Consider the following 23483-nt stretch of genomic DNA (forward strand, 5'->3'; position numbering starts at 1 on the left):
TATCCCTTGATATTTACTAAAAAATGCCAATTTAAGTAAACTATTATAATATTATATAGGTTATCATTTTTTCAGCTTGAAATTTTTAATAATAAAAAAGGAGTAACGATTAATCACCATCACTCCCTATATTTAATATGTTAATTACTTTTTAAATTAATTATTTTACTCTATGTTCCCCTTTATTGGCACTTCTTAATCCAATTTCAGTGCCATTTTTAAGTCTTTTAATATTTTCAACATGTTTATAAAACATTACAAGAGTTGCCACAGACAAGATGAAAAAAGCTATAAGATTCTTATTAAATAATCCAATATAAGCTGGTGCAGAAATTATAGTTGTAAATGTTGCAGTCACAATATAATCAGTAATTAAAGTTAAAAGTGCACACATAACAATTAAAGCTATGGCAAACTTCCAATCTAGTGCAATAGTCATACCTATATAAGAAGCAAGTCCTTTACCGCCTTTAAATTTTAAGTAAAAAGGAAAAATATGTCCAATAACACAGGCTACTCCTGCTAATTCTGCCACATAAGGTAAATCAGCAAATAAATATCTTGCTAACATAATAGCTATATAAGCTTTTAAAATATCATGTAAAGCTACTAAAATACCAGCTTTCCATCCCATTATAACAACCATGTTAGATGCTCCTAAATTACCAGAACCCTTCTTAGCTACATTAATATTATTTAATCTTCCTAAATAATATGACATACTGGAGCTTCCAATTAAGTAACCTATTAAAATAACTATGAGATACCTCATTGTAATCCCCCATCTTCCTAATAATCTTGTTTTATCCTTCCATTTTTAATATATCATAATCTATCTTTTCTTCCTATATTCTTCTTTATTTTTTATAATTAAAATACATGAAAATAACATAGAATTCATAAAACTTCATAAAAGAAGAGCTATCGCTAGCAGATTTTTACCCACTAATACGATAGCTCTTTTTCTATATCTTTTATGTATTTATTAATATCTTGATACTTTACCTAAGGAATACTCAAAGTATGGTTCATTGTCAGCTTGGTAACCAATATATAATCCGTAATTCATAAATTCATCTACTGTTGTGTAATTATTATTAGAAAGATTGATTGTTAAACTTCCTGTGAATTTACCCTTTACTGCTTGTCTAATTTCCTCAAGAATAGCTTTTTCCACATCGTTTCCTACAAATTCGAATGATGTTGGTTCAAACATGTAAACCTGGTCAATTTTTGAAAATTCGTTAGTATGCTTGTTCAATACATCTCTAACTACTGAAAGCGACAAATCAATTGTTTCCTTGGCGATGGTTTGGTCTGATTTAAATATCGCTTTCGTTAAGTTATAATCTTCTACCGCTAATGTTGGAACTGGGTCAAAATGTTGTGTTTTACGTGGTTTGTGATTTTGTAGGCTTGACTGTCCTTTTAATAACCAGTTATTTCCTCCCCAAGTTGAATCAACCATGTACCATTGATCATCCACATTTACATAGTTCCATGCGTGATAACCAGCAGATGTATCTCCTGTCATATAAATCGCTTCTAATCCAGCACGTTGTAATATGTATAGGAATCCAAATGAATATCCTCCACAGATTGCGACTTGATTTGTTAACGCACCCACCGCATTTCCAATTTCTGAACCTCTACCATATTTCATAGTAGAATGATATTTTTCGTATAAAGCTTTTACTTTTTGGGATTCTGTCATGCGTGGATTAACCACACTTAACACTTCTGAAACATACTTTTCCATACCAATTAATGTTTTTTGGTAGGCGTTATCACCCATATATACACCAGCAATATTGAAGGAAACTGTTTCTACATTTCCTTCTGCATCTGTTTTATATTTTTGTGTTGTGTTACGAATATGAAATAAACGAGCATCACTAGCATTAAGATATTTAGTCAGATTTTTAATATCTTCACCCTTTACGGTAATACCTTCTTCTTTTAGATTAAGAGTAAATAGGCCATCACCTCCGTTGGCAGGCTTCGTTAAATTATCATAATTCTTAATAGGATTGAAAGCTAATAGCTCTTTTATCACATAATCCCATGCTTTTTTACCTTCTTCACTCAGTAAAGAACGTCCGTAATATTGGTTTGGTGCAAATGGTAGTTGTAATTGTTCGGCTGTTGCCTGTTTTACCAGTAGACCCTGTGAATTAGCTAAATAGCCTTGTAGCCCTTGGTTGACTACTGATTGACTTTGTAGTTCTTCTGCTGCAGCTACATGAGTAATAGGGGTAGAAATAAATAAAATAGCAGCCGAAAGACCAATTGAAGCAAAGCTTGTCAATTTTTTCTTCATTTTTTGTTTCATCATATCTCTCTCCTTATATATTAATACAATCTGTTAAGTTATATGAACATTACTCTTATCAAATTTAGGAAATAAAATAAGTTTAACCAAAATCAATATCCCCTAAAAAATGAAATAAGAACAATGAACAAAACAAATATAAAATCTCCTAGCTGTCATTCAAATGAATTATATAAGTTTGGTTTAGAAAATCAAGCTAATCAAAAATATTAATGTCAATCTAGTGAAAATCTCTTCAGCTCTCTTTCTTTAAAAGTAATAGATTTTTAATTAAACATTATCATTATTGATTTGACCTTATACTACCTAAATAATACCTCAAACTGAATTATGATTATTAGCAAGTCTATGAAACAATCCCCAGTTTTATAGTATTTTTCATTTTGATTTTAACTTCATAAAAAACTCATCTTTAGATTAAATATATATTTATTATATATATTTAAGTCGTTTTTTTATGTCGAAATTTGTAATATAACCAAAAAAATAATTAACAATATTTTTCGACATGCTCTTTTTGTAAAAAATATTCGTGCAATACTTCTTAGTAAAAGTATATATTCTCTAAAATTTAAGCCATTTATACGATATTCTATAATATAAATATACTAGTTACATCAACTGTATAACTCTCAGTAATAGCTCCATTAGAAGATGGTGATTAATATTTTTGATGCTTACATAATATTGTTGTAAAATTCCTGAATAAATTTCTCTTCTTTTTTCAGAATAATGTTACTTATATTATTCTTATCAATATATTTTAAATCTTTTCTTTTAAAAAATGAAATGATTGTTGGTAAACATTGATGTTCTTTTGAAGAAGTATAATAATACTGTTTAAGATCTAAAAAGAATATGTTACCTTTCTTTGTGGTTACTTTAAAAAAGAAATCTTCCCTCATAGTCGATTGAAATCTAGGTGTGTATGCACCAAAGGCAAAAGCTTTATCTGGATTTACTTTAAATGGTTTAAAAGTAATTTCTATTGAATCAATTTCTGAATATTTTACAAATGTTGTCTTTCTCAAATAAAAGAATGCCTTAATAGGTAAAATATATTCATCAAAATATCCTTTAATTCCAGGAGTTCTTAAATATGGAGTTGCATAGCTAATACCTTTCTTATTAATAGTCCAATATGAATAATATCTCTTATAATCAAATGGTAATGCTAAAACAATTAGGCTATATAATATAAAAGTTACAATAATGGACCAACATAAAAATGTTATAGTGTTATTAATTGTTTCTTCTTTTACAAATAATATTCCTAATATTAAAATTATCATTAATATTAGTATAGGAATTTTACTTTTAGGCTTTCCAAAGTTAAAAGGAAAATATAGATAAGGTTCACCTGTTATCAATTCATCTAAAGATATATTTAGTAATCCACTTAATAAAATTAAATTATCTATGCTTGGTAATGTTTCTCCATTTTCCCATTTGGATACAGATTGTCTAGCTATATTAAGCTTTTCTGCTAATTGCTCTTGAGATAAATTATTTTCTTGTCTAAATTTTTTTATGTTTTCTGATATTGTCATTTTCATCACATCCTTTCGATAAAATTATATTAAAAAAAGTACTTTTATTACACGCACTTATTAAGTGCATGTAATAAAAACAAAAGAAAATAATGAAAAAATTCTACATAAATTGGTAAAATCCTCTATTTTAAATACTATTTTTCCTTAATTATCCTCATACTCTTTTAACAACTTATAAAAAGTATTTCTTTTAGTTCTAACATTAACAGATACCTTTATTTCTTAATAATTTAATAACTCTTTGTTACTTAAACTTATTGTAAATCCGAAGAAAGTTTAATTTCTATAGCTTTCAGATTCAAGATTAAGGCAAAAAAAGAGCCAAGCAACTATCTTGCTCAGCTCCTCTATTTATCTTTATTTATTTCTTTATTAACTTAACTACACCTTCCGCATGTGGGGTATTTGGAAACATATCCTTAACGCAGCTTTCTACTATTTCGTATCCAGCTTCCATTAATACCTTTAGGTTATCTACTAAGGTTTTTGGATTACATGATACATAAATTATTTCCTTTGCATTAAATTTAATTACGTATTCTAATGCTTTTGGATGTACTCCACTTCTTGGTGGGTCTAGGATTATTGTATCTGGTTTATCCTTAACATTTTTTATTATTTCTGCTACGTCTCCTGCTAGGAATTCACAGTTATTTAAGTTGTTTAATTTAGCATTTTCCTTTGCTGCTTCTACTGCTTCTTCTATAAGTTCTATACCAACAACTTTTTTTGCATTAGCTGCTGCTATTTGGCCTATAGTTCCTGTTCCACAATAAAGGTCAAATACTACCTTATCCTTTGATTCTCCTATGTAATCTCTAACTATGCTATAAAGGCTTTCTGCTCCCTTAGTATTAGTTTGGAAAAAAGAGAAAGGAGATATTTTGAATTTTAATCCTAAAAGATCTTCTGTTATATAATCTTTTCCATATAATAAGTTAACTTTTTCTGGTACTACTGCATCTGAAAATGAATTATTTTCTGTATGTAAAATTGATACTAAAGTTCCTTTATAGTTTTGACTTTTTAGTATTTCTACATATTCTGTTAAATCAAAATCAATTTGAGTTGTAGTAACTAAGTTAATCATTAATTCACCTGTATTAATAGCTTTTCTAATAACAAGGTGTCTTAAATAGCCTTCTCTTTTCATAACTCTATAATAAGGTAGATTTTGAGTTCTGAAGTAATCAACTGTAGCTTTAATTACAGTTCTAAAGTCTTCATCTACTATTAAGCATTTATCTACTGTAATTATTCCAAAGGATTTCCCCTTCATATGCATTCCTAAAGTTAATTCTCCACCTTTTTCGAAATCTCCAAAGGTAAATTCCATTTTATTTCTATATTCCCATTGTTCCTTACTGCCTACTATTCCCTTATAATTATTAAGTGGTAAATTTGCTTCTTCAAATAAAGCTTTAAACTCATCACTTAATAGCTCTAATTGCTTTTCATAAGTTAAATTTTGTGATGTACAACCACCACAAATTCCAAAATGCTCACAAGATGGGTTTATTTCATAATCTGCTCTTTCATCTACTGAAATAAGCTTTAATTCTGCAAAGGCTTCTCTTTTCTTTTTTACTCTTCCAGTTACTGTTTGACCTGGGAAGGCACCCTTTACGTATATTTTTTTACCTTCTAAAGTCCCAATTCCTGTTGATGGAAACTCAGTTTTATCTATTTTAACTTGAATAGTACTTCCTTTTCTCATGTTAACTCCTAAGTAAAATTATTTTAACACTGTCTTTCTTCCTATAGTATCTTTTAATTTAGTTGATGTACAGATTGGTGAATATACTATATTAACTATAACATACATTATTAAGAACATTGGCTCTCTTTCTGCAATATAAAAACCAAATAGTTTTAATACTAAATCTGTAACTATTATCAATAGTAATGCTAATGCTATACTAATAATTTGATCTACTACTCCCGCTAAAATTCTTTTAAAAAATTTTAATGCTTTACTATCCTCTTCTTTTTTTGTTTCTTCTGCTATTTCTTCTGCGGTTTCAATTTCATTAATTTCTTCTTTAACTTCATTATTTAATTCTTCATTGTTTAATTCTTTATTATCCAAAGTAGTATCATCCTAAATTATATTAATTTTTAAAATTATAAGTTTTTGAATCTATTTTATATAATAAAAAGTCATCCTTAACTGTTATTGTCTCAACTAATCCATTTAAATTAGTTTCTATAGTTCCATTGGCATTTTTATTCTTAACTATATCTATTATTTTTTCGTTTATTTCTGAATAATCTCTATCCTTATTATTAGTCATAGCTTCAGAAAAAATTGCTATAGAAATCTCTTTAAAATCAAATTTATCTTCATTTTTAATTTGATCTATGTCTAATTTAAATCCTATTTTCATACCTAGATTTCCCCTTGCCATATCTGTTCCATATGTTTTAAAGCCATAATACATACTTTCCATTCTATTAGGCTCTGGATTTAAATTGTCTAAATAAATATATCTGTCAGTAACACTTTCACCATTTTCATCTTTGATTTTTTCTTCCTTTATATAATCTAATCCATAGAAGTTAGCTGCCTCTTCAATTCTAGCTGTTATTTCATCATTTAATTTAGATACTTCTTCTATGGTGTAATCATTAGCCCATTCTCCTTCACCTATGAAAACTTCATTGCTTTCATTACTTTTTGAACTTTCCTCTACTTTAGCTTCTTCCTTTTTATTATCCTTCGAAGATGGACTGCATGCTACCAAAGATACAATAGTTACTCCACTTAAAATTGCTATTAATATTTTTTTAATCATAATATCCTCCTTAGGATGCATCCCTTATAAAACATCTTTTATATATTTTCCTAAATTCATCTTATTATAACACTAAAGCCCTTGCATTAAAAGGGCTTGACACCTAACTGTCATAATTCATAATTTCAATTTCTGTTATAAAATACAAAAGCAAAATAAATTGAATTATATCCATTTATTTTGCTTATTATAAATTATTTTACTACTTGTGATACTATAATAGCTATTCCAATTAATGCTCCTGCTAAAAATATAGCTACTGCAACATTGCCTTTTTCTAGTTCCTTATTAAAATCTGCTGGTATAATTGCATCAAATATTTTATAGCCTGCAACTAATACAAGAATTCCAGCAGCTCCAAATAATAAACTTAATAATAGATTCATAAGTGTGTTTAATACTATCTCCATAAAAGATCCCCCTTCAAATTATATAAGATAATTTTATCACAAAATATACCATCTTGTACTTATTATTTGTAAATTTATTCAAATGCTTATTTTATCTTTTATTTTTTCAAAAGTCTTATCTCCAATACCCTCAACATTTTTAATATCCTCAATAGATTTAAAACCTCCACTTTTTTCTCTATAGTCTATTATACTTTGTGCTTTAACTTCTCCTATTCCATTTATATTTTGTAATTCACTTAAGGAAGCAGAATTAATATTTATAATTCCATCCTTAGAATCATTGCTACTATTATTTGTAATAGTATCACTTATAACACTTTCATTATTAGGTATTACTATAAGCTGATTATTTTTTAATTTTTCTGCCCTATTTATTTTATTTATATTAGCTTTTTCTGTTAGGCCTCCAGCTATATTAATTAAATCTCTTATTATACTGCCTTCATCAACCTCATATACATCTGGCTTTTTTACTTCTCCCTTAATTTCTACAAGTATCTTATTTTTATTAGAAGTAATTACATTATTTCCACTAGTTTTTAGGCTCTCTTCATCTAAATTATTCTCTTTGCCTTCCTCTTCAACAAATATATTTTTCATGTATTCATCTTTAAATACCTTGGATTTATTTTGACCATATAAATAAAATGATGTAACAATACAAAATAAGCCTAAAATAATTAATATACAATTTTTTAAATTTAATATACTTTTTATCTTTTTATCCATTAATTCCTCCATATAAATAATTATTCCTTATAATTATTAACTAATTATTAAAATTTACTCTATTTCCTTTTAATTATCTATAAATTATAGAAACCTTTTAAAATATTTGATAGAATAATTTTGTCTATATGAAAACGTCAAAAAATGGGAGAATTATTATGAAAAATTTATTTAAGAGAATTCTTCTATCCACTTTATTAATAAGTAGTATTTTTACTAGCATTAATTTTTCAAAAGTAAAGGCTACTGAATTGCCACCTGTTTATTCAGAAGGTGCAGTTTTAATGGATGGAAGAACAGGTAAAATACTTTATTCTAAAAATGAACATACTCAATATGAACCAGCTTCAACAACAAAGGTAATGACAGCACTAGTTGTTCTAGAGAATGTAAAATTAACGGATAAAGTTACAGTTGGAGAAAATCCACCTTTAGTTGATGGCTCTGCAATAGGTATTCAAAAAGGGGAGATTTATACCGTTGAAGAGCTTATGCTTGGACTACTACTAGAATCGGGAAATGATTGTGCAGAGGCATTAGCTGAATATGTAGCTGGTTCTAATGCAGAGTTTGCTAAACTTATGAATGCTAAAGCAAAAGAACTTGGAGCTTTAAATACAAATTTTATGAATCCTAGTGGTCTTCATGAAGATGGACATGTAACAACTGCTTATGATTTAGCACTTATAATGAAAGCTGCTGCACATAATGAAGATTTTGTAAGAATTGCTAAAACTGAATCTTATAAATATGTAAATCAACCATTTTCTGATGGTAGTGAAAAATGGGCAACAAATAGAAATCAACTTTTTAATGAGTACAGCCCTTATTTTTATTCTAATACTTACTGTGGGAAAAATGGATATACTCCTGAAGCTAATCATTCATACACTGCAGCTGCTGTAAAAGGTGATCAAATGCTTATAGGAGCCTTTGTAAATGCTACTGATAAAGATAGTTTTTATACTAATATAGGTCCATTATTTGATTATGGTTTTGATAATTTTGAAACAATAAAATTAATTAGTGCAAATGAAACATTAGATACTTACAAAATTAATGATGCCATAACTCTTCCTTTATTAGCTAAAAATGACTTTTACTATACTAAAGCTAAATCTGAAGAAGCACCTAAATATTCAATCGAATATGATAAAAGTGACATAAGTAAACAAGATATTAAATTAAATGATATATTATTTAAAGCTAAGATTAATATTGATGGGAAAACTGTATCTACAATAGATTTAATAAGTGGAGCTAATAGAGAATATAATTCTAAAATTAAGCTAAAGGAAACTATCTCAGAGTTTACTAAGAAACCTAGTAACATAATTTACACAGTTATACTTGTTTTTATATGCTTAGTATTCTTAAGACTTACCTTCTTATCAATTAAAAGAAGAAGAGTAAGAAGAAAACGTCCTAGATTTAAGTAATAAAAATGGAGCCTTAAAAAGCTCCATTTTTATTACTTAATTTTATTAATTAAATTATCTATATCCTTTGGTAGATCCGCTCTTAACTTTAGAGGTTTCTTTGTTCTTGGAGATTTAAAATCTAGTCCATAGGCATGTAGTGCTTGCCTTCTTATAATTTCACTATCTTCTTCGCTTCCATATAAGGTATCTCCCCAAATTGGATGACCTAAGGAACTTAAATGTACTCTTATTTGATGGGTTCTTCCTGTTTCTAATAAACATTCTACTAAATCAGAGTTTTCAAATCTTTCTATAACCTTGTAATGTGTTATACTCCTTTGACCTCTTTTATCAATAACCCTTCTTATAGTTCCCTCTTCTTCTGGTCTATAAATAGGCAAGTCTATAGTTCCTTCCATTTCTTCCATATGTCCATGAACTACAGCTAAATATCTTTTTTCTATATTATTTAAAGTCATTTCCTTTGATAATTCCATATGAGCATATTGATTCTTACCAATTATTATTAGCCCAGAAGTATCCATATCTAGCCTACTTACCAATCTTACTATGCATTTTTGATTGCTTTCTTTAAAGTAATACATCAAGGCATTAGCAAGGGTTCCACTTTGATGCCTTTTAGTTGGATGTACTACCATATTGGGTTCCTTATTTACTACTATAATATCTTCATCTTCATAAACTATATCTATAGGAATATTTTCCGGATCTATATTTTGAGTTTCCTCTTTCATTAAATTGATTAATATATTATCATTTCCCTTTAAAATATAATTCATTTTAACAGCTTTATTATTAGCAAATATTCTTTTATCTATTGAAGCTCCCCTAATTAACCTAGAAGAAAGCCCAAGTTCCTCTTTTAAATATTCTCTTATTTTTCTTCCTTGGTACTCCATAGGAACTACTTTTTTAATAGTACTCATATTTCCTCCTAATTAAATAGGTTATAGTCTTCTCCTAAAAGTATTACAGCATCATATTCCTTGTATTCAGGGTTACTTATTTTTTCAAACTTTTCTATATCCATATCACTTTTTAATAGTTGCTTTAATTCTTTATTTTCAGTTTGTATTATGCTTTTTGAAACTGGAGTAGTATTTCCAACTTCAACATTTACATAACCTAAGGATTCTAAATTATCTCTTACATTAGAAGCTAAACCATTTACCGTTGTTCCATTTAATACTAGTATCCTTACCGCTTCTCTTTTTGTAGATGTTATACTATCAGCTTCAGATGAATTTTCAGTATTTAAAGCATTAATTAAATCTCTATTTAATTCCTCATTTGCAATTAAGAAAGATTCTCCGTAAATAGTTGTCGGTTCTCCTTTAAGTGTAGTCATGATTATGTCTTCTGACTTTAGCCTTAACATCTTCATGCCTAAGGAAATAATTTTATTTGCTGGTATATTAGTATCAACATTTTCACTAATTGACTCTAATATTTTAGGTGCCTTAAAAATTATACTTGGCCTTAAGGCCTTATCTATAACCTTACTAATAAATTGTTGTTGGTTATTAATTCTACCTAAATCTCCTTCTTCTCCACCTGTTCCATCGTTATTTTTTCTCCATCTAAAGAATTCTTCTGCTTTTTTACCGTCTAACAAAACAGTTTCTCCTGCTTTAAAATTAATATGGAGATCTTGTTCATCATCATCATAATACATATCTTGTGTTATCTTCATTTCAACTCCACCTAAGGCATCTATAACACTTCTAAAGGCATTGTAATCTACTTCCACTATATAATTAAGCTTTATACCTAATAAATCTTCTACATGCATTTTTATTTCATCTTCTCCACCTAAAACATAAGCAGCATTTATCTTCCAATACCTTCTAAGTTCACCTGTATCTAAATATGCATCTACTTCAATCATAATATCTCTTGGCACCGATACTATATGAACCTTTTTAGTATTAGGATTATAGTTAAATACCATTATGGTATCACTTCTTCTTCTAGCTTTATTTTCTTGATTATCAGTATCTCCTACATCCATACCTAGAATCAAAATGTTTATTGAGTCTTTTGAGGATTCTGGTGGTATTCCATTTCCTAACTTATCAGTTTTTAATCCTGAAATAAAAGAATATCCATATATTACACCAGCAAATATTAAAACTATCATAAGAGTAATTATTGAAAATACTATTCTCTTTCTTCTTCTTTTTCTTCTTTTTCTTCTTTTAGCTTCTATTACTTTTCTTCTTTTTATTCTTTCTTCTCTTGTTAGTATTCTTTTTTGTCTATTTCCACCATCTTCTCTGATATTACCCATCTCTAATTCCCCTCTAAATAATTATTTATTCAGCAATAAATAATTTCTTGCCTTAATACTATTTATATTAATAGGAACATCCTTATTTAACAAATACTTAATAGTATGATTTAAACCTTGAAGAACACCATTATCCAAGTCTTTAAAAGTCTCTCTTCTTAGAACATCCACACCTTTGAAATTTCTATTTGGCTCTATCATATCTGCCATATAGATTACTTTATCTAATTTACTCATATTTTCTTTACCAGTAGTATGCCATCTCATAGCACTTAAAATTTCTTCATCTTCAATTTTAAATACTTCTTTAGCTACTATTGGTCCAACAATGCTATGCCAAATTTCTTGATTTTCTTCTTCATCATAAGATAGCTCTATATTATTTTTATCTATTATTTCTTTTAATTCATAAATTGTCATATTTTTAGCTATATCATGAGCTAAAGCAGCAATTTCTGCTTTTTTTTCATCTACCTCATTAATTTGGGCTAATTTTATTGCTGTTTCAACTACACCTAATACATGAATATATCTATTCTCAATTAAGTTATTTTTAAGGTAGACTTTCATTTCATCTATACTAATCATACTTCTCTCCTTAAATATCACTTTTTTTATAGCTTAATATTATTACAGTAATTATATATATTATTCTCCTTAATATAATTCAAAACCTCTTTAGAAAGAAAAAAATCTACTCTTTTCCCTTCACTAATTCTCTGTCTAATCATAGAGGATGAAATTTCTAAGTCTATTATATCTAAAAATTTTATACTTGTGTTAAACTTCATTTCGATTTTCTCTTTTTGAATTATTAAGTTTTTCTTAATGTAACCTGGCCTATTAAAAACTACTAGCCTTGCAAGCTTAAATATTTCTTGTGGATTTTTCCACTTTTCAATATCCATAAGGCAATCAGCACCTGTAATAAAAAATAATTCAGTATCTTTTTCTTTAAACTTTTCTAAAGTTTCATAGGTGTAACTATATCCTTTTTTATCAATTTCGTAATTACTTATTTCAAAATCCTCATAATTTTTTATAGCTTCACAAACCATATTATACCTTAAGGAAGCCTTTAATACCTCTTTATCTCTCTTATGAGGCGGGCTTCCTGCTGGTATAAATATTATTTTATCTAAGTTCAATTGGCTCTTAGCTTCATATGCTATATATAAATGAGCTAAGTGAATAGGATTAAAGGTTCCTCCTAATATACCAACTTTTTTCATATTATTACCTAGGTAATTCTATCTTTGGCTTTTTTGAGGATTTTTTATATAAAACTATTTTACTACCAATTGCTTGAATTCCTTCGCAATTAATTTTTTCACATATTTTATTTGATGCTTCTCTTGCAGCTAAACCACTATTTTCAAGCACCTTTATTTTAATTAATTCTCTTGCTTCTAAAGCTTCTTCTAATTGCTTTAAAAAAGTTTCTTCTATTCCATTCTTTCCTATTTGGAATATTGGATCCATATTATTTGCAAGCCCTCTTAAATAAGCTCTTTGCTTCCCTGTTATCATCTTTTTCCTCCTAAATATTATAATACATATTCAAATTCAAAATCATTAAGTCTTACCATGTCTCCATCTTCAATGCCCATTTCTCTAAGGGTATCGAATACTCCCTTATTTCTTAATACCTTATGGAAGTATCTTAAAGAATCAGCATCATGTATATTAACTGAGTTTAATAATCTATCTACAAATGATCCATAAACTACATATACCTTATTTCCTTCTTCTCCATCTTCAACAGAAACATCATATGTAAATCTCTTTTCTTCTTGAACAAATCTTTCTTCTTCACTAATTTCTAAATCAGTAATTGGAATTTCTGTAAGCATTCTTCCTGCTTCTTTAATAATTTCATCTACTCCTGATTTAGTAGCTGCTGACATCTTATATACCTTATCAAAGCCTAATTCATTTACCTTTTTCTTAAAGTCTTCATAAACTTCTTCATCATAAAGCATATCTGCCTTATTAGCTACAACTATTTGTGGTCTATCCCAAAGCTTAACTGAATATTTCTTAAGTTCTTCGTTTATCTTAACGAAATCTTCAAAGGCATCTCTTCCTTCAATTCCTGATATATCAACAACATGTATTAATAATCTAGTTCTTTCTATATGTCTTAAGAAGTCTAAACCTAATCCAACACCTTCAGCAGCACCTTCAATTATTCCTGGAATATCTGCCATAACAAAGCCATTAATTCCTTCTGCTTTAACTACACCTAAATTTGGCTTTAAAGTAGTAAAGTGATAGTTTGCTATCTTTGGCTTAGCAGCTGTAACAGTTGAAAGGAAGGTTGATTTACCTACATTTGGGAAACCTACTAAACCTACATCTGCTAATAATTTAAGCTCTAATGTAATCCATCTTTCTTCTCCAGGCATACCAGGTTCAGCAAAATGTGGTGCTTGCCTAGTAGGTGTACAGAATTTACAATTTCCTTTTCCACCTTTTCCTCCTTTTACAAGGACAAAAACATCATCCTTGTGTGAAAGGTCTGCTATAATCTTATTAGATTCAAAATCTCTAATAATTGTTCCCATAGGAACTTTAACGTGAAGATCATCTCCATCTTTTCCATAACATTTAGAGCCTTCGCCTTTTCCACCAGCTTCAGCAACAAATTTCTTTTTATATTTAAAATCTAAAAGTGTAGTTAGTCCTGGATCAACTTCAAAAATTACACTTCCCCCTTTTCCACCGTCTCCTCCATCTGGACCACCTAGTGGAACATATTTTTCTCTTCTAAAGGATACACATCCGTTTCCGCCATCTCCTGACTTAACAAATATCTTCGCCTTATCTATAAACATAAAATCACCTATCTTTCATAAAATATTCTTACCTTATTCTTATTATTTCAATCTTCTTAAGGTTTATTATAACATAACTAATAATAACAATCTTCTTGGTTATATTTCACTTATGTTATTGAAAACTAATTATATTCTTCATTATACATTGGGCATAAGCCCATAAATAAATGGACAATTGACAGTGTACAATTGTCAAAATTTATTCATTGTCAATTGCCCATTTTTTTAGAAATTTATATGAACTTTACACTATGAATAACTTTTTCACAAAATAAAGCACCCTAAACTAGGGTGCTTTATGAAAATAATATTATTCTGCTATTTCTTCAAGATTTACTGGGTAAATGCTAACTTTTTTCTTATCTCTACCCATTCTTTCAAATCTAACAATTCCGTCTTCTTTAGCAAATAGAGTATCATCTCCACCCTTACCAACATTAGTTCCTGGGTGAATCTTTGTTCCTCTTTGTCTAACTAAAATGTTACCAGCTAAAACGAACTCTCCGTCAGCAGCTTTAACTCCTAATCTTTTTGATTCTGAGTCTCTACCGTTCTTAGAGCTACCTACCCCTTTCTTGTGGGCAAATAATTGAAGGTTCATTATTAACATACTATTGCACCTCCTCTTTCAACAATCTTATATATTCACTATCTTTGTTATTTCCAAAAGTTAATTTAATAGATTTTATCAAGCTTTCTATACTTTTTTCAAAAGTCAAAAGTAATACTTGAGTTTTCTCTATATCTTGATCTTTAAGATTTCTTAAATCAATATGTAAAAATCCATCATTGATTTTATACTTAACCTTAAGCTTTAAAACCTCTTCCATACCTATTAAAGTACTTTGAGATAATACAGAAACAGAATTGCAAATTAAATCATAAGCATCTCCACTTTTCTCTATTTCAGCTTTAGATAAAGCGTGACCTTCAATCTTAAATCCAAGTCTTAAATTTTCCTTTTCAAAAATTCTAATCTTAATCATACTAATTAAGCTTCGATTTTTTCGATTACTAACTTAGTGTATGGTTGTCTGTGACCAGTCTTCTTTCTGTAGTCCTTCTTTGGCTTATACTTGAAAACTGTTATCTTCTTAGCTTTACCTTGAGCTAAAACCTTAGCTACAACCTTAGCACCTTCTACAACTGGTGTACCAACTTTTAAAGCATCACCATTTGAAACTGCTAATACTTCTGTTAATTCAACTGTTGAGTCAACTTCAGCGTTAAGTTTTTCAACGAATATTACGTCTCCTTCTTGAACTCTGTATTGTTTTCCTCCTGTAGATAATACTGCGTACATTAAAAACACCTCCTCTTATTACGGTTTCGCCAACCGAGGTACAAAGCTCTAAACTTTGTTTATATAAAAACCTCTTATGCGCGGTTTAACAAATGCTATTTTACCATACTATTATGTAGATTGTAAAGCAATTTATTCATATTTTTCATAGGCTTTTACAAGATAATTTTTCACATTTTCTTTTTGACTATTAAATATTAAAGGTTCAATTTTGTAGCCTTCAATTCCATCTACAAAATTTAAATAAATTTCATTATCTAATGAGTTTATATTTGATAAAAATGAAAACTCATCTCCTCTAACTATATCTTCATAATTTCTATCTAATTCAATATAAAAAGACTTAATAGAATTTTCTTCTTCAGCTTTAATAACTTCATCTCTTATTAGTTTTTCTATATAAGATAGCTTTAAAACAAAACCTTCTTTATTACATCTTCTGCAACCTTCTTCTATATATTCATATATAGATTTTCCTCTTCTTTTTCTAGCAATTTGAACTAAATCTAGCTCTGTAAATGGAAATACCTTAACATTCCCTTTATCTTCTTTTAAGGCATCCTTTAAAGCCTCCATAACTATTGCTTTTTGAGAATAATCTCTCATATCTATAAAGTCTATAACTATAATACCTGCTAAATTTCTAAGCCTTATTTGCCTTCCAATTTCTTTAGCAGCTTCTAAGTTAGTTTCTAATATAGTTTTGTCAAAGCTTCTCCCTTTAATGTTTTTAGATGAATTAACATCTATAACATACATAGCTTCTGTTTTATCAATAACTATATTTCCTCCACAATTTAATGCAACTTTTTTATGTCTAAGCTTTAATATCTCCTTTTCTATTCCATAGTAGCTAAATAAACTTAAGCTCTTATTATATTTTTCAATAACTATATCTTTATTAGCTTCTATTATTGATGATATTTCTATTAAATCTTCATCATTATTTGTGATTATTTTACAGTCACTTCTTAAGTTATCTACAATTACTTTATTTAAAATAATATTTTCTCCATAGACTTTTCCTAAATTAAGACTATATCTTAACTTATTCCTAAGAGTATCAAATTCTTTTATCAGTTTTTCTTTTTCTTCTAATAATTCTTCATCCTCAGCATATACTGATTCTGTTCTCATAGTTATACCATAACCATTTACTTCATTAATAATCTCAGCAATTCTATTTTTATCTTTTTGACTGTTAATTCTTTTAGAGAAGCTTATTCCACTTTCCCCTAGGGTTAACACCATAAATCTTCCTGGAATACTTATATTTTTACTTACCTTAGCTCCCTTATTATTTAAAGGCTCTTTTATTACTTCTACTAAAAGCTCATCACCTTTTTTTATTCCCGTATCTTTAAGTTCATTACTATAATACATATAGGCCTCTTTTTCTAGGCCTATATCTACAAAAATAGAATTTATAGCAGGAACTATATTTTTTACTCTTCCTTTATAAATCTCTCCCATTTTTGGGTCTTTTGAAATTTCTTCAAAGAAGCAATCCATAAGTTTTCCATTTTCTTTTATAGCGATTCTTAAAAGCAATTCATCTCTTTCAATGAAAATTTCTCTCATAAAATACACTTCCTAAATAAATTTATATATTGGTATGTATTTATTCTTATCTAATACATACATTTCTTCTCTCTTTATATCTACAAATGCATCTTCTTCTATTTCAGGAATATTATTTTTTATATAATTCGCTACTAAATCTGGAGATAAGTGTTCTCTACTACCAGAAGAAACTACTATATTAATAATTAATTCATCATTATTTATCCAATATTTCATTTCTTTAATCATAGTTTTTAGATTTACTTCTTTTTCACCTTTTTTACTTTTCTTTATAGTAGTCCATTGACTTTCTTTTTCTAAAGCTTTCATTTTTTCTTCTACTATATTAGCATCTTTACATATCATCTTTATAGTAAATCTAGCAGCATCTACTAAGGCCATACTTTGAGGAACCTTCTTTTGTCCTTCAACATTGACTACCTTTTTAGCATTTAAGAATTTAATTCCTGATGCTGTCTTTGCATTTAATCTATTTATAACTTCTTCTTCACTTAATTCTTCTACTAATACAATATCCATATATTCAGCATCTGAATAAACACCAACTGATAAAGGTTGTGCTATTGACATTGCCATATGAGGATTAAATCCCTTTGAGTATTCCATAGGAAGATCTGCTCTTCTTATAACCCTTTGAATTGTTCTCATTAAATCTAAATGAGATATAAATTTAATGCTTGATTCTTTAGTAAACTTAATTACGTAACGCACCTTCAAAACACTTCCCTTCTTTAAAGTTAACATTTATACCACAACCTGTACAACCCTTTCTACAGTTTTGTGTAAGCTCTGCTCTTTTAGCTTTTTCATTTTCAACTTCTAAATATCTTCTATTAACTCCAATATCTATAAAGTCCCATGGAAGTATTTCATCGTAGCTTCTATCTCTATAAACGTAGAAATCTTCATCTATATTACATTCCTTCATGGCTTCTGTCCATAACTCATAATTGAAGTATTCTGACCATCCATCAAATTTTGCACCCTTTTCAAAGGCCTTTATTAATAATTCACAAGTTCTTCTATCTCCTCTTGCAAATACAGCTTCCATAAAGGATGTTTTTTGTTCATGGTAATTATAATGTATAGCTCTAGTTTTTATAGCACCTTTTACTGCATCAATCTTTTGCCATACTTCGTCAGGTCTAGCCATAGGAGCCCATTGGAATGGTGTAAATGGCTTTGGTACAAGTATTGATGTACTTACATTTATCTTTAAGCCTTTTGCTCTCTTATCTTTGTGGATATCATAGTAAACAGCAGCCATTTTTTCTGCAAGTTCTCCAATTCCAGCTGCATCTTCTAATTCTTCATAAGGAAGACCTAAGATAAAGTATAACTTAATAGTACTCCAACCAGATTCAAAAGCATTTTTAGTTGCTTCTAATATTCTTTCTTCAGTTAATCCTTTATTTATTATATCTCTCATTCTTTGAGAACCAGCTTCAGGAGCAAAAGTTAATCCTGTTTTTCTAACCTTTTGAATTTCTTTTATTAAATCAACTGAAAAGGCATCTACTCTTATAGATGGAAGGGCAACCCCAACATTTTTCTTTCCATGCTCTAAAATTAATGTGCTAACAAGATTTTGAATATCTGAATAGTCACAGATACTTAAAGAAGCAAGTGAAACTTCTTGATAACCTGTAGCTTTAATCATTTTATCAGCTTGATCTAATAAAGTATTAGTTGTCTTTTCTCTAACTGGTCTGTAAATCATACCTGCTTGACAGAATCTACATCCATTAGTACATCCTCTTGAGGTTTCTAAAACTACTCTATCATGTACTATTTCAGAATAAGGAACTATCATATCTAGCGGGAAATCTACTTTATCAAAATTATTTACTATTCTCTTTTTAACCTTTGCAGGAACATCTTCATACTTTGGTTTAAATTCTTTTATTGTTCCATCTTCATTATAAGAAACTTCATATAGTGAAGGAACATATACACCTTGAATCTTAGCTATTTCTCTTAAGAATTCTTTTTTCTTTCCTTTTCCCTTGTACTTTTTATATACATCAAGAACTTCGTTCATGACTTCTTCTCCTTCACCTATTTCGAAGAAATCAACTATATCATATAAAGGTTCAGGATTATATGCACAAGGACCACCAGCCATAATTATTGGCTCTTCTTCTCCTCTTTCTGAAGCTCTATATGTAATTCCTGCCATATCAAGCATATTTAATATATTGGTATAACTCATTTCATATTGAAGGGTAAAGCCTAATATATCAAATGCTGTAAGTGGATCCTTAGTTTCTAAAGTCATTAATGGAATTTCATTTTTTCTAAGCTGCTCTTCCATATCTGGCCATGGTGCAAAAACTCTTTCACAATATGTATCTTTTCTTTGATTTATAGTATGATAAAGTATTCTTGTTCCTAAATGTGACATTCCTACTTCATATACGTCTGGAAAACAAAAAGCAAATCTTATATCAACATCATTTGGATTTTTTACTACTTGATTTAACTCTCCACCAACATATCTTGATGGTTTTTCAACCTTATATAAAATATGGTCAGTAATTTTTTTCATAATACTTCCTCCTAGAACGAGAATTTTAAAGAAGCTACGCTTCTGGAATTTATTATCCATTGTGCGTAGCGCCAATATTTCTTTTACATTCTAGCATATATGCTAATAAAGGTAAATCTATTATTAGCATATAATACGTTTATAATTTAAACCTATTTTACAATTTTTAGGTTTTTCTATTTATATATTCTTCTACAGTCATATTCCCATAACTTTTTAAAGCTTCTATTAATTCATCTTCATGCAAAATATAAATAAGTTTCATATCGTCATTTAAAATATAAAAGGTATTAAACTTATTTCTATCTACTAAAGCTAATACATTAACAAGACCTTGCTTGTAGTACACAGATATGCTCTTATTTTCAATAAAGTTATCTTTTAAAAGCTTTTTTCTTTTTTTAATTACATTTCCCATTGTTATATACATAGATGTCTGTTCTTCCATTCTAGTAATATAAACTATAATTATAGCTCCTAAAAGCATACTAAAATTTAAACTATGTAGAAAAATATAAATACAAATTCCAGAAATAATAAATAATCCTGCTATAATATAACTAATTATACTGATTATTCTTTGAGCCCTTTTAAATAGTATTTTCTTTGATAAAAGAATTTCTAAAACTCTAGATCCATCTAATGGATAAGCAGGTAATAGGTTGAAAAAGGCTAACCCTATGTTTAAATTAATACTTGTTTCTACAAAAATATTTTTATATTTAAAGCTAATAAAATAAAATGTAATTGCAGATATTATATTAAATAAAGCTCCAGCTATATATACTGCTATCTTATCCTTATCTTTTAAGGTGCTTATTTCTGCAAGTTCTACATTTAATCCAAATATATGAAATCCTATATTGTAAAATTTGCATCCATACTTAAATGCTACTAATATATGCGCTATCTCATGTAAAAAAACCCATATAAACGCAAATATAAATATATTATTATAGCTACATATAAGCAGTATTAATAGTATTTCTGCTAAAATCTTTTTTGTTTCTCTCTTCATTTATATCTCCCTAATAATTGCTATACCTCTATAAAATCACCTTCTATTTCTATTGTTTTATTATTATAATTTTAATGCTTTATTCATATCATCTAAATTTATATTAGATATTTGATTTATAACTTCTTTATACTTTTCTTCTATATTATTCTTAATACCGTTATAATCAAATCCAAACTTTTCTGCTCCTGATAATAATTCTGTATAATTAAAATCATTGCTTATAGATGATTTACATATATTATAAAGTTCTTTTGCTTCTTCATTGGGAAGTACTTTTAAAGTAAATACTGCTAAAAATAATATAAAAGTTATTATGAGCCTAATTATAAATCCATCTATATATTTATGTTTCTTTTTAATAGAACTTACTTTATAACTTCCTCTGGCATGAGTATAATTCCTTACATTTGAAGTATTTGGATATATATACTCTTTACTCATATGAACACTACTTTCTTTATCTTCCTTAACTTTAACCTTTCTCCTAATCTTATCGTAATAGTCTTTATAGGCTTCGTTATAATTGTTAACCATACACCTCTCTCCCAACTCTTAATAATGTATTTATATTTAAGAATTTATATTTTTATGCTAAAAAGAATCTTCCTAATGACATATACTATAGTGAATGGTCTGGTAAATATACTAAAATTAGTTCACAGCTCCCTTTTTTCATATATACTATTTACTTGTCCATGATAGAATATAAGTTAAATTATGGTATTTATCTTTAATAGAATCAATATAATTAAAATCACCATCTAAATTGTTTTCAATACAAGATAAATGAAAATGACAAAGTGCAATTCCAATATCAATTTTAGAATAATCTTTTAAACTACTACGCGAATTATTAACATAGAAATGATATTTCTCATTATCTTTAATTACTCTCCAAGGTTGCATATTAACTGCTGAAGGAGCAAGTCTTAGCATTTCTAAAGGCTCAAAATAATTACCAGCTTCCTCATGAGAAAGTGCATTATCTAAATCTTTATTAAAAAATACAGCTTCAAAACTTTTACGTCTATTAGAATTTTTACCGAAAGCATAACTAATAATAGATTTTTTGTTACTTTCATAACCTACAGGAGATACTATAGGTACTATTTCATTTTCTGAAAGGTTTATAGTTTTTGAAAAATTACTTTTATTAAATGTTCCACCTAGCCAAACAGTTCCAAGACCTAGTGATGTACAATATAATATAACTTTTTCTAAAGTGTAACCTAAAGCTGTTAAGGCTTTATCTTCATTATCGCAAGCAGATACCAAGAAATATTTAGCACCCTTTATAACTCCATAAGTTCCAAGCTTTATATTATCAAAAGAATCTTTTTCTATGAGTTTTATTTTAATGTTTTTATTAAATGGATTATTCACATTCTCTATATATTCATTAATTTTATTTATTAAATCTATAGATAAAGATTCATCAGTATAGTTTCTAACAGAATGTCTCATTTGTATAATTTCATTTATTGGTTTATTAAATATAGTAGACATACTACTTCTCCTTTACAAATTAATATAATTATTTTTATAATAGAATTTATCGTTACTTAATAATATTACTTAATAATGTATATTTCAATTAAATCTTAAAACAAATGAAAAAAGTTCTCTACCTAGCCAAAACCTGTAGTTCTTTTTAATAAGATTATATTATTTCTATCCCCCATGGAATTATATTCCATATAAATGTATAATAAAAATATATATTATTACGAAATTGTATTTTAAGGCTAATTAGTTTTTCTTAAATAAGCCGATAAATTAGGGATTTATGGAGGGCAATAATGAATAAAGGTATATTGTCGAACGGTATAAAAGTTAAGATAATTGGAGATAGTATGGCTGCTGGTGCAGGTAGTTCCATGAGTTATATGATTGATGATTTAATATTTGAGGATGATGGAACAAAATTCTTTAGAAGAATTGCCCCAAATAGCTGGTGGGGATTACTTGAACAATATTTGCAAAATAAGTATATTAAATGTGAAGTTGAAAATAAAGGTTGTGGAGGAGCATTCTCCTATCAGATAAATAAGTACTTGAATACATTAATATCAAGTGATGATAAATTAATATTTATTTTAATGGGATTAAATGATCGTAAACGTAAAAATGGAATTGAGGAATTAAAAAGTAATTGTGAAGCTATTGTTGATAAATTAATTAATAACGGATTAACAGTAATTTTGTTAACGCCTACTCCATCTGTTTATAGTAATGAGTATTATCCCAATAGAATTTATCATACAGGTGAAGTTGTTCAAATTTTGCGTGACGTGGCAGAGCGTAGAAAAATTCAAATTGTAGATAACTATAAGTATATAATGGAGTATCTAGCAAAAAACAACTTAATTATAGATGATATTATTTATGGCGAAAGATGTATGAATGATGGATTGCATCCATCAGATAAGGTGCAGAAATTAATATTTGAAAATATAATTGAAACATTACAAATTTAAATTTGTAGGGTAGATTAGAAGAATAATGTGAGTTGGCTTGATTGCGATGTTGAGTTAAAAAAATAGCATATATATAAGCATTTACAAGTGGTTTAAACTTGTTTAAAGTTAAATATATGCATCTCAATATCGCAATCAATTACTAGAACGAAATAA

At 28.0% G+C, this 23483-nt stretch carries 25 protein-coding genes; 2 read left to right on the top strand and 23 right to left on the bottom strand.

Translation table 11 applies throughout. The annotated features are described in order from the left end of the window. Nucleotides 1–160: 160 nt before the first annotated feature. The 8 genes from ACQRD5_RS09825 to ACQRD5_RS09860 form a co-directional block, all read right to left on the bottom strand. Complete coding sequence (locus tag ACQRD5_RS09825; RefSeq protein WP_294168167.1) at nt 161–772, bottom strand: glycerol-3-phosphate acyltransferase; 612 nt, start codon at nt 770–772, stop codon at nt 161–163. Between the two features lie 213 nt (nt 773–985). Then, nucleotides 986–2335, bottom strand: coding sequence for a transglutaminase-like domain-containing protein (locus ACQRD5_RS09830; RefSeq protein ID WP_320902248.1), 1350 nt, complete (start codon nt 2333–2335; stop codon nt 986–988). A 674-nt stretch (nt 2336–3009) separates the two neighbouring features. Then, nucleotides 3010–3882: a helix-turn-helix domain-containing protein gene (locus ACQRD5_RS09835; protein WP_294169149.1), complete on the bottom strand. Its 873-nt coding sequence runs from the start codon at nt 3880–3882 to the stop codon at nt 3010–3012. 364 nt (nt 3883–4246) lie between these two features. Further along, nucleotides 4247–5602 (bottom strand): 23S rRNA (uracil(1939)-C(5))-methyltransferase RlmD, encoded by a 1356-nt coding sequence (rlmD, locus tag ACQRD5_RS09840; protein WP_294169151.1) that lies wholly within the window; start codon nt 5600–5602, stop codon nt 4247–4249. Nucleotides 5603–5620: 18 nt separating this feature from the next. Continuing rightward, nucleotides 5621–5974, bottom strand: a complete 354-nt coding sequence (locus ACQRD5_RS09845) for a hypothetical protein (RefSeq protein ID WP_294169153.1) — start codon at nt 5972–5974, stop codon at nt 5621–5623. Nucleotides 5975–5996: 22 nt separating this feature from the next. Continuing rightward, nucleotides 5997–6680 carry a hypothetical protein gene (locus ACQRD5_RS09850; protein ID WP_320628083.1) on the bottom strand — a complete coding sequence of 228 codons (684 nt, stop codon included), beginning with the start codon at nt 6678–6680 and terminating at the stop codon, nt 5997–5999. A 194-nt stretch (nt 6681–6874) separates the two neighbouring features. Beyond that, nucleotides 6875–7090 (bottom strand): DUF350 domain-containing protein, encoded by a 216-nt coding sequence (locus tag ACQRD5_RS09855; protein ID WP_294169157.1) that lies wholly within the window; start codon nt 7088–7090, stop codon nt 6875–6877. Nucleotides 7091–7168: 78 nt separating this feature from the next. Then, entirely contained in the window at nt 7169–7822 is a 654-nt protein-coding gene (locus ACQRD5_RS09860; RefSeq protein ID WP_320902244.1) for a helix-hairpin-helix domain-containing protein, read from the bottom strand. A 158-nt stretch (nt 7823–7980) separates the two neighbouring features. Between ACQRD5_RS09860 and ACQRD5_RS09865 the strand changes: the two genes are divergently transcribed. Further along, nucleotides 7981–9261 carry a D-alanyl-D-alanine carboxypeptidase family protein gene (locus ACQRD5_RS09865; protein WP_320902242.1) on the top strand — a complete coding sequence of 427 codons (1281 nt, stop codon included), beginning with the start codon at nt 7981–7983 and terminating at the stop codon, nt 9259–9261. A gap of 32 nt (nt 9262–9293) precedes the next feature. On the opposite strand, the gene ACQRD5_RS09870 is transcribed toward ACQRD5_RS09865, so the two are convergent. The 15 genes from ACQRD5_RS09870 to ACQRD5_RS09940 all read right to left on the bottom strand — a co-directional run bounded on the left by ACQRD5_RS09870 (nt 9294) and on the right by ACQRD5_RS09940 (nt 22356). Next, on the bottom strand, nt 9294–10190 hold the full coding sequence (locus tag ACQRD5_RS09870; protein WP_291629418.1) for an RluA family pseudouridine synthase: 897 nt from the start codon (nt 10188–10190) through the stop codon (nt 9294–9296). 8 nt (nt 10191–10198) lie between these two features. Then, nucleotides 10199–11554, bottom strand: a complete 1356-nt coding sequence (locus ACQRD5_RS09875) for an LCP family protein (RefSeq protein WP_427746765.1) — start codon at nt 11552–11554, stop codon at nt 10199–10201. Between the two features lie 21 nt (nt 11555–11575). Continuing rightward, nucleotides 11576–12142, bottom strand: coding sequence for a bis(5'-nucleosyl)-tetraphosphatase (symmetrical) YqeK (gene yqeK / locus ACQRD5_RS09880; RefSeq protein ID WP_294169164.1), 567 nt, complete (start codon nt 12140–12142; stop codon nt 11576–11578). A 26-nt stretch (nt 12143–12168) separates the two neighbouring features. Then, complete coding sequence (gene nadD / locus ACQRD5_RS09885) at nt 12169–12786, bottom strand: nicotinate-nucleotide adenylyltransferase (protein ID WP_294363923.1); 618 nt, start codon at nt 12784–12786, stop codon at nt 12169–12171. A gap of 4 nt (nt 12787–12790) precedes the next feature. Beyond that, nucleotides 12791–13084, bottom strand: a complete 294-nt coding sequence (yhbY, locus tag ACQRD5_RS09890) for a ribosome assembly RNA-binding protein YhbY (RefSeq protein ID WP_320902237.1) — start codon at nt 13082–13084, stop codon at nt 12791–12793. Nucleotides 13085–13101: 17 nt separating this feature from the next. Beyond that, complete coding sequence (obgE, locus tag ACQRD5_RS09895; RefSeq protein ID WP_320902235.1) at nt 13102–14391, bottom strand: GTPase ObgE; 1290 nt, start codon at nt 14389–14391, stop codon at nt 13102–13104. A gap of 313 nt (nt 14392–14704) precedes the next feature. Beyond that, on the bottom strand, nt 14705–15004 hold the full coding sequence (gene rpmA, locus ACQRD5_RS09900; protein WP_066895552.1) for a 50S ribosomal protein L27: 300 nt from the start codon (nt 15002–15004) through the stop codon (nt 14705–14707). 1 nt (nt 15005) lies between these two features. After that, nucleotides 15006–15380 (bottom strand): ribosomal-processing cysteine protease Prp, encoded by a 375-nt coding sequence (locus tag ACQRD5_RS09905; protein ID WP_308779884.1) that lies wholly within the window; start codon nt 15378–15380, stop codon nt 15006–15008. A 5-nt stretch (nt 15381–15385) separates the two neighbouring features. Continuing rightward, nucleotides 15386–15697: a 50S ribosomal protein L21 gene (gene rplU / locus ACQRD5_RS09910; RefSeq protein ID WP_291629401.1), complete on the bottom strand. Its 312-nt coding sequence runs from the start codon at nt 15695–15697 to the stop codon at nt 15386–15388. A 132-nt stretch (nt 15698–15829) separates the two neighbouring features. After that, nucleotides 15830–17278, bottom strand: a complete 1449-nt coding sequence (locus ACQRD5_RS09915; RefSeq protein WP_320628087.1) for a ribonuclease E/G — start codon at nt 17276–17278, stop codon at nt 15830–15832. A gap of 12 nt (nt 17279–17290) precedes the next feature. Beyond that, nucleotides 17291–17992 (bottom strand): TIGR03936 family radical SAM-associated protein, encoded by a 702-nt coding sequence (locus ACQRD5_RS09920; RefSeq protein WP_291629437.1) that lies wholly within the window; start codon nt 17990–17992, stop codon nt 17291–17293. After that, entirely contained in the window at nt 17976–19829 is a 1854-nt protein-coding gene (locus tag ACQRD5_RS09925; protein WP_291629397.1) for a TIGR03960 family B12-binding radical SAM protein, read from the bottom strand. Before ACQRD5_RS09925 ends, ACQRD5_RS09920 begins: the two co-directional genes overlap by 17 nt. Before the next feature lie 166 nt (nt 19830–19995). Continuing rightward, on the bottom strand, nt 19996–20847 hold the full coding sequence (locus ACQRD5_RS09930; RefSeq protein ID WP_291629395.1) for a site-2 protease family protein: 852 nt from the start codon (nt 20845–20847) through the stop codon (nt 19996–19998). A 63-nt stretch (nt 20848–20910) separates the two neighbouring features. Beyond that, nucleotides 20911–21384, bottom strand: a complete 474-nt coding sequence (locus ACQRD5_RS09935; protein WP_294169176.1) for a peptidase M23 — start codon at nt 21382–21384, stop codon at nt 20911–20913. A gap of 147 nt (nt 21385–21531) precedes the next feature. Continuing rightward, nucleotides 21532–22356 carry a nitroreductase family protein gene (locus ACQRD5_RS09940; protein ID WP_294169177.1) on the bottom strand — a complete coding sequence of 275 codons (825 nt, stop codon included), beginning with the start codon at nt 22354–22356 and terminating at the stop codon, nt 21532–21534. Between the two features lie 293 nt (nt 22357–22649). On the opposite strand from ACQRD5_RS09940, the gene ACQRD5_RS09945 reads away from it, so the two are divergent. After that, a complete protein-coding gene (locus tag ACQRD5_RS09945; RefSeq protein ID WP_294169179.1) occupies nt 22650–23327 on the top strand; it encodes an SGNH/GDSL hydrolase family protein in 678 nt (225 codons plus the stop codon). The last annotated feature ends 156 nt before the right edge of the window (nt 23328–23483 follow it).

Source organism: Clostridium sp. SGI.024, from assembly GCF_050315195.1.
In the GTDB taxonomy this organism is placed as follows: domain Bacteria; phylum Bacillota; class Clostridia; order Clostridiales; family Clostridiaceae; genus Clostridium.

Coding starts and splice junctions, on each gene's coding strand:
- ACQRD5_RS09825 (WP_294168167.1), bottom strand. CDS start 772: ATGAGGTATCTCATAGTTATTTTAATAGGTTACTTAATTGGAAGCTCC.
- ACQRD5_RS09830 (WP_320902248.1), bottom strand. CDS start 2,335: ATGATGAAACAAAAAATGAAGAAAAAATTGACAAGCTTTGCTTCAATT.
- ACQRD5_RS09835 (WP_294169149.1), bottom strand. CDS start 3,882: ATGACAATATCAGAAAACATAAAAAAATTTAGACAAGAAAATAATTTA.
- rlmD (WP_294169151.1), bottom strand. CDS start 5,602: ATGAGAAAAGGAAGTACTATTCAAGTTAAAATAGATAAAACTGAGTTT.
- ACQRD5_RS09850 (WP_320628083.1), bottom strand. CDS start 6,680: ATGATTAAAAAAATATTAATAGCAATTTTAAGTGGAGTAACTATTGTA.
- ACQRD5_RS09855 (WP_294169157.1), bottom strand. CDS start 7,090: ATGGAGATAGTATTAAACACACTTATGAATCTATTATTAAGTTTATTA.
- ACQRD5_RS09860 (WP_320902244.1), bottom strand. CDS start 7,822: ATGGATAAAAAGATAAAAAGTATATTAAATTTAAAAAATTGTATATTA.
- ACQRD5_RS09865 (WP_320902242.1), top strand. CDS start 7,981: ATGAAAAATTTATTTAAGAGAATTCTTCTATCCACTTTATTAATAAGT.
- ACQRD5_RS09870 (WP_291629418.1), bottom strand. CDS start 10,190: ATGAGTACTATTAAAAAAGTAGTTCCTATGGAGTACCAAGGAAGAAAA.
- ACQRD5_RS09875 (WP_427746765.1), bottom strand. CDS start 11,554: ATGGGTAATATCAGAGAAGATGGTGGAAATAGACAAAAAAGAATACTA.
- yqeK (WP_294169164.1), bottom strand. CDS start 12,142: ATGATTAGTATAGATGAAATGAAAGTCTACCTTAAAAATAACTTAATT.
- nadD (WP_294363923.1), bottom strand. CDS start 12,786: ATGAAAAAAGTTGGTATATTAGGAGGAACCTTTAATCCTATTCACTTA.
- yhbY (WP_320902237.1), bottom strand. CDS start 13,084: ATGATAACAGGGAAGCAAAGAGCTTATTTAAGAGGGCTTGCAAATAAT.
- obgE (WP_320902235.1), bottom strand. CDS start 14,391: ATGTTTATAGATAAGGCGAAGATATTTGTTAAGTCAGGAGATGGCGGA.
- rpmA (WP_066895552.1), bottom strand. CDS start 15,004: ATGTTAATAATGAACCTTCAATTATTTGCCCACAAGAAAGGGGTAGGT.
- ACQRD5_RS09905 (WP_308779884.1), bottom strand. CDS start 15,380: ATGATTAAGATTAGAATTTTTGAAAAGGAAAATTTAAGACTTGGATTT.
- rplU (WP_291629401.1), bottom strand. CDS start 15,697: ATGTACGCAGTATTATCTACAGGAGGAAAACAATACAGAGTTCAAGAA.
- ACQRD5_RS09915 (WP_320628087.1), bottom strand. CDS start 17,278: ATGAGAGAAATTTTCATTGAAAGAGATGAATTGCTTTTAAGAATCGCT.
- ACQRD5_RS09925 (WP_291629397.1), bottom strand. CDS start 19,829: ATGAAAAAAATTACTGACCATATTTTATATAAGGTTGAAAAACCATCA.
- ACQRD5_RS09930 (WP_291629395.1), bottom strand. CDS start 20,847: ATGAAGAGAGAAACAAAAAAGATTTTAGCAGAAATACTATTAATACTG.
- ACQRD5_RS09935 (WP_294169176.1), bottom strand. CDS start 21,384: ATGGTTAACAATTATAACGAAGCCTATAAAGACTATTACGATAAGATT.
- ACQRD5_RS09940 (WP_294169177.1), bottom strand. CDS start 22,356: ATGTCTACTATATTTAATAAACCAATAAATGAAATTATACAAATGAGA.
- ACQRD5_RS09945 (WP_294169179.1), top strand. CDS start 22,650: ATGAATAAAGGTATATTGTCGAACGGTATAAAAGTTAAGATAATTGGA.